This window comes from Nostoc sp. UHCC 0252 (assembly GCF_034931145.1).
In the GTDB taxonomy this organism is placed as follows: Bacteria; Cyanobacteriota; Cyanobacteriia; order Cyanobacteriales; family Nostocaceae; genus Nostoc.
On sequence record NZ_JAYGHE010000045.1, the window covers coordinates 22,746 to 28,745 of the forward strand.

General features: G+C 42.2%; 5 protein-coding genes. 3 read left to right on the forward strand and 2 right to left on the reverse strand.

Annotation, left to right across the window (positions count from 1 at the left end; genetic code table 11):
* Positions 1 to 187: 187 nt before the first annotated feature.
* Together VB732_RS22440 and VB732_RS22445 are read right to left on the reverse strand one after the other, a co-directional pair.
* On the reverse strand, positions 188 to 2,386 hold the full coding sequence (locus VB732_RS22440) for a CHASE2 domain-containing serine/threonine-protein kinase (RefSeq protein ID WP_323233108.1): 2,199 nt from the start codon (positions 2,384 to 2,386) through the stop codon (positions 188 to 190).
* Positions 2,387 to 2,621: 235 nt separating this feature from the next.
* Positions 2,622 to 2,906 (reverse strand): hypothetical protein, encoded by a 285-nt coding sequence (locus VB732_RS22445; protein ID WP_323233109.1) that lies wholly within the window; start codon positions 2,904 to 2,906, stop codon positions 2,622 to 2,624.
* 294 nt (positions 2,907 to 3,200) lie between these two features.
* Here VB732_RS22445 and ssuD point away from each other — a divergent pair, with 294 nt between their 5' ends.
* The 3 genes from ssuD to VB732_RS22460 all read left to right on the forward strand — a co-directional run bounded on the left by ssuD (position 3,201) and on the right by VB732_RS22460 (position 5,993).
* The gene (gene ssuD, locus VB732_RS22450; RefSeq protein WP_323233110.1) at positions 3,201 to 4,352 is read left to right on the forward strand and encodes an FMNH2-dependent alkanesulfonate monooxygenase; all 1,152 of its coding nucleotides are present in this window, start codon (positions 3,201 to 3,203) and stop codon (positions 4,350 to 4,352) included.
* A gap of 87 nt (positions 4,353 to 4,439) precedes the next feature.
* Positions 4,440 to 4,592 (forward strand): hypothetical protein, encoded by a 153-nt coding sequence (locus VB732_RS22455; protein ID WP_323233111.1) that lies wholly within the window; start codon positions 4,440 to 4,442, stop codon positions 4,590 to 4,592.
* Positions 4,593 to 5,045: 453 nt separating this feature from the next.
* Positions 5,046 to 5,993: a D-2-hydroxyacid dehydrogenase gene (locus tag VB732_RS22460; protein ID WP_323233112.1), complete on the forward strand. Its 948-nt coding sequence runs from the start codon at positions 5,046 to 5,048 to the stop codon at positions 5,991 to 5,993.
* The last annotated feature ends 7 nt before the right edge of the window (positions 5,994 to 6,000 follow it).

Sequence of the window (6,000 nt, forward strand, 5' to 3'; positions counted from 1 at the left end):
GGCGAATAGAATAGAGCCTCCGGCACGCTACGCGTTAAGCGAAGCTATGCCGTTGGCGAAGCCTCTCGTAGAGAAGGCTTTACGCTACTACACAAACCAAGTCCACTAATGAAAAATTAAAGGTTTTAACCCACGGAGGTGGGTTTTGTCTGTATAGCCGCGACTTCCAGTCGCCAGGGCTAGTGACTCATATCCGCTTCAAATCTTGTAAAATGGCGGTGGCTGATTGATAGCGATCGCTAAAATGATAGCAAACCATTTTATCTAGAATTGCCGCTAATTTTTCACTCACTTGCACCGTTTCCCGCCACATTACATTCCCCGTTTCTGGATTTGGGTAAAGTTCTTGTGGTGGTATCCCAGTTATGGCTTGAATACCGATCATTCCTAAAGCGTAAATGTCACTGCATAAGCGAGGATGACCCGCAAATTGTTCTGGAGGCGCATAACCCCGTGTCCCGATGGCTACTGTAGCTAATTCCGTTTGTTCGCTGCTTGGCGGTTGCATTAATTTCACAGCACCAAAATCAATTAATACCAGCCGATTATCTTCAGCACATCTAATAATATTAGTCGGTTTTATATCACGATGAATCACTCGATGTTGGTGAACAAATTCTAGAACTTCTAAAACTTGTTTGAGCATTTCTATCACAAATGATTCGTTTTGGACATTCTGCACAGGTGGTAATTCTTCACTTAGGGTATGTCCTTCGATATATTGTTGAATTAAATAGAATTCGTGGTCATCTTCAAAATAAGCTAATAGTTCGGGAATTTGATGATGTTTACCTAAAGATTGTAAGATTTCAGCTTCACTATTAAATAATCTGCGAGCAATTTGCAAAAAGCGTGTATCTTGACGGGCTGGCATTAACTTTTTAACTACACAAATTGGATTACCCGGTAGTTGAGTATCCTCTGCTAAATAAGTGCGACCAAATCCACCTGCACCAAGAACTTGAGAGATTTTGTAGCGTCCACTCAAAAGGAAATCACCCGATTTTATTTCTAATGAATCAATTGGGGTAGTAAAATCAATTGATGAATCGGGAATTGCTGTTTTGTCTTCTAAGAAGACATTTAATTGTGCGATCGCTTCTTGTTGTTTTTCAACTTGCAGAATAATCACCTGAGTTTGTTGCTGATTTTGGTAGCTAGTATAAACAATCACGCAGATACTACTAACAACCAAAGTAAGAGCAGAAGGAATTAAAGGAACCCATCCGGCTTGTAAAAATAAAGCAACGCAGATTCCTATTAAGCTAAGTAGAGTTGTCCCTACTACCACTAGCAGAAGCAACGGATTTCGCCACCTCCATGCTAAAACACTACCTAATAGTGCCCAGCCCCATATCCAAATAAGTTCCACCCAGTCAGGCCAATACCAAATTAGAGGTCGCCCATCCAACACCGTACTGATGAGTTGACTTGCTATCTGTGCATGAATAAACAAAGCAGGCATTCTAACTGGTTGATCTGGCAAAGTGCTGTAGGGCGTATAAAAGCCACCGGTAGGTAGACTAGTCGCTGTAGTGCCGATAATTACAAGACGGTCTTTGAATAAACTGGAGTTGACTTGGCCAGTGAGGACTTGTGTAAGGGTTACTTGATCGGCGAGGCTGTTAGGATGACGATAATTTAATAATATTTGGTAGCCATTTGCATCCAGATGTTGATAGCTGCCAGAATTAGCTTGTAAACGTGGAAATAGGGTTTTACCTAACTGAAAATCCCCTTTTTTAGTGAAATGATATTCAATACCTTGCTTTTCTAGATAATTAATTGCTATTAGTGTCCCAAATGCAAATGGTGTTGTACATTTATCGTCTGGAGAGTAAGCAAATAACAAAGTGCGGCGAAGAATTTGGTCATTTTCGTTGTCAGCAACCACATCGCTAAACCCAACATTATCTATAGGGAAATTGAGCGGCGGTGGAATTTCATCTTTACCCAAGCTGCTGAACGAACAGGTGCTGACGATATTATTTTTATTTTGGAAATTAGCTGCCAAATTGTTGTTTTCTGGCTGGAAAAGATATAACCCAACAATTCGCGGTTGATAAGACTCTATTTTTTCTAATAGCTGATTAATTGTCCGATCTGATAGAGTCCATTTCTCTCGTTTAAGATCGTCATCAGTGATTTTTACCAGCAAAATCCGCCGATCGGGTGCTTGTGCTGGACGCGATCGCAACATCTGATCGTAAACTCTCAACTCCCAAGGCTGCAACCATTTTAGTTCCCGAATTCCCCAGATAAAGGTGCTTACTCCCACACTGGTAACTAAAATTATTTGCAACCAGCTTTTTCTCTTGGGCGTTTCACGGGAATCCTGAACTTTGACAAAGGGAACACGGAGTTTTTTTAATAATCCACTAATCACAGCGTTGCGGCAGTAGCCTGAATTGGGTAAATGTTGCAGGCACAGAAGTTGATTTTCAGACTCTAGGTTAAAAGCTAATTAACCTGAGCTTCTCTATTAATGTAGCAATTTACTTACTGATTAGATAAGATACCTTGACATATTTCTACTGTTAAAGCAAACTGACGCGCAACCTCAACCATAGAATTCAGACAAACTATGTTGATAACGGGCTATTCAGCGTCGTGCTATGCGACTAATCATCTGTCTGAGATGTTTGGGTATCTTTAACAGGATTAGCAATTAGGAACGAAATAGGATTAGCAGATGGCGTTAATGAATCTAACTGTGGTTCTTCGAGCGATGCTTCTATACTTGGACTATCAAAATAGGAGCCAACGATTTTATCATAGTTAGAAGCAACAGCTAAAAAAGCACCGCCCAAAATATAGATAGGTAATGGCAGATTAAATTTTTGCAACCAGTCAAACAGTTCTGCCAAGGCAAACAGCACCAAAAAGCAAGCAAGCCAAACCTTCACATTCTCATCCCCTAGATTGAAACAACTCTATTACTAGCTTAAATAGTTTGTATGATACTTGATGTAGTACATAATCACCAAACTCAATGAAAAGTTGTATTTTCCAACACAGCAATTCTGACCCCGAAAGTGTCAAAATTACCGACTGACTAAGGAGTTAGTTATCCAGGCAGCCGTTTTTTACTAATGGTTAAGTTAGGCTTGATTTTTAGGTAATATCAGGTAGAATTTTGTTTATAAAATACGGCAATCCGATCGAAAAATAGTATATTGCACTCCCATACCCTGACAAATATGCAAATTCTCTGGTTTATTCCTACTGGATCTCATGACGGACGCTATTTAGGCACAGATATTGGTTCTCGTGTTGCCACACCTGATTATTTGCAGCAAATTGCCCAAGCTGTGGATAGTTTAGGTTACACGGGCGCATTGTTACCTACAGGGAGTTCTTGTGAAGATGCTTGGATAACTGCCGCCGCTTTTATATCTGTCACTAAGCAGATGAAATTTCTTGTGGCAATTCGCCCAGGAATTACTTCCCCAGGTGCTGCTGCACGCATGGCAGCAACATTTGATCGGATTTCTAAAGGAAGATTATTGATTAATGTGGTGACAGGTGGAGATCCGGTGCAACTAGCTGGAGATGGCTTACATCTTAGTCATGACGATCGCTATGATTTAACCGATGAATTTCTCAGCGTTTGGCGGGGTATCGTCAGTGGGGAAACAGTCGATTTTAAAGGGAACTACCTCGATATCAAAGGTGGTAAACTCCTATTTCCACCAGTTCAAAAACCCTATCCGCCCTTGTGGTTTGGTGGTTCATCTGCGGCTGCGAAGCGGGTTGCTGCTAAACATATAGATGTTTATCTGACTTGGGGCGAACCTCCTCAACAAGTTGCTCAAAAGATTGCCGAGGTTAGACGATTGGCGGCTGAACAAGGTAGAACAGTCCGTTTTGGGATTCGCTTGCATGTAATTGTGCGAGAAACCGAGTCTGCGGCTTGGGATGCGGCCAATGAGCTAATTAAGTATGTTGATGAGGATGCGATCGCAAAAGCTCAAGAAAGCTTGGCTAATTCTGATTCTGAAGGACAACGACGGATGAGCCAACTACATAGCGGTGGTAGTCAAAAAAACTTAGAGATTAGCCCCAACCTCTGGACAGGAATTGGATTAGTGCGCGGAGGTGCTGGTACGGCTTTAGTTGGAGATCCCGACACCGTTGCCGCGAGGATGCTGGAATATCACAATTTAGGCATAGAAACCTTTGTGTTCTCTGGATATCCCCATTTAGAAGAAGCATATCGCACGGCTGAATTATTATTTCCACGTTTACCTTTGCAAATGCAAACTGCACCGCTAACGCCACCAGTATTGAGTACTGTTAGCGAAATAGTTGGCAGTGAAAAATTTGCTAAACAATTAACGAGTGCCTCATGACTAATTCGTAGTTCGTAATTAAAGAGAAAATTACGAATTATGTTGACGATGCTGCTAGATTCATCCTTTGGAACAATCTAAAATCTCATGACTGTTAGCCTTAAACGTGCCAAAAGTAACAATAGTATATCTCTGAGCGAGGCATTAGAGGATTATGTGGCTGACCCTAATTGTGGCAGAAACGATCGCAGCAGATTCTGGACTTGGCTATATGGCAAATTGTTGCAGTTGAGTAGTTGAGATTTAAGTTTCGTTAGTTGATTAATATAAGGCTTGGGGTAGCTGCGGTAAAATAGGCTACTTCGAGAATCAAGATTGTGATAAGGCAATTTTATTGGGGTTGTGAGAAGTACTTTTTTAACGAACCACAGAGACAAGGCAGCGCGGTCTTGGGGAGCCAGTGCGTTCGGCGGCTTTGCCGACTTGAAGCATCTGGCGTGGTTTCCCCCATGAGCGACTGCCGCGCAGAGAATGCAGAGAGAATAAAGAGAGATTTTTATGAATTATTTAAAATTGCTATAACTGAGTATGCTCTAGTGTTTAAAGAGGTTTTTAAGTAGATGGGTGTGAATAAATATAATACGACGTTCCGTCATTGCGAGCGAAGCGAAGCAACCCCAGAGACTTTGCGATTGCTTCGCTTCGCTCGCAATGACATTTTATATTTAAAATGAAATGGGAGAGTGGCAAATTATGAAACTAATTTTACCCGATCATCTCATTGCTGATATTAGACCGCACCTAGCATCTGATATAGATGTTGTGGAGGTGGATAGTGAAGGTGATCTCGATGGTGATGTCAGTGATGCAGAAGTTTATGTCAACGGATTTTATCTGAAAGCTTCTACTCTTGAAAAAGTATTGACAGCAGCGCCTAGACTGCGTTGGCAACAGTCGCCGAGTGCTGGCGTGAATCACATCCTGACACCAACTTTTTTACAAAAGGACATTATTCTCACTAATGGCGCAGGGGTTCATGCGATTCCAATTTCGGAATTTGTATTGGCATTCATGCTGTATCATGCCAAGAATCTGCGAAAATTGCAGACTTTGCAAGATGCACACACTTGGGTAAGAGGAGTGTTTGTTGAAGAATTAGCAGATGCGACTTTATTAATTCTCGGCACTGGAAATATCGGTCAAGCGATCGCATCTCGCGCTAAAGCATTTGGTGTTAAAGTTTGGGGTAGTCGTCGCCATCCCGAACCCTTACCGAATTTTGACAAGATTGTGGGTGCTGATGAATGGCGATCGCTTCTACCAGCAGTTGACTATGTAGTTATTGCGACACCACTAACTCCAGAGACTAAAGGCTTGATTGATGAAGCTGCCTTGCGCTCTATGCGTCAGTCTGCTTACTTGATTAATATTGCTCGTGGTGCGATCGTGGATGAAGCGGCATTGCTCACCGCGCTACGTGAGGGATGGATTGCGGGTGCTGGATTAGATACAGTGGCTACAGAACCTCTACCGCCGGAAAGTCCTTTGTGGTCGTTACCGAATGCCTTTATCACTCCCCATTGTTCAGCCCTTTCGCCACGCCTGAGAGAACGCATAGCACAACTGTTTATCGACAATCTCAAACGCTACCAAACTGGTCAGCCCTTACGAAATGTTGTAGATAAGAAAGCGGGATACTGATTGGGAA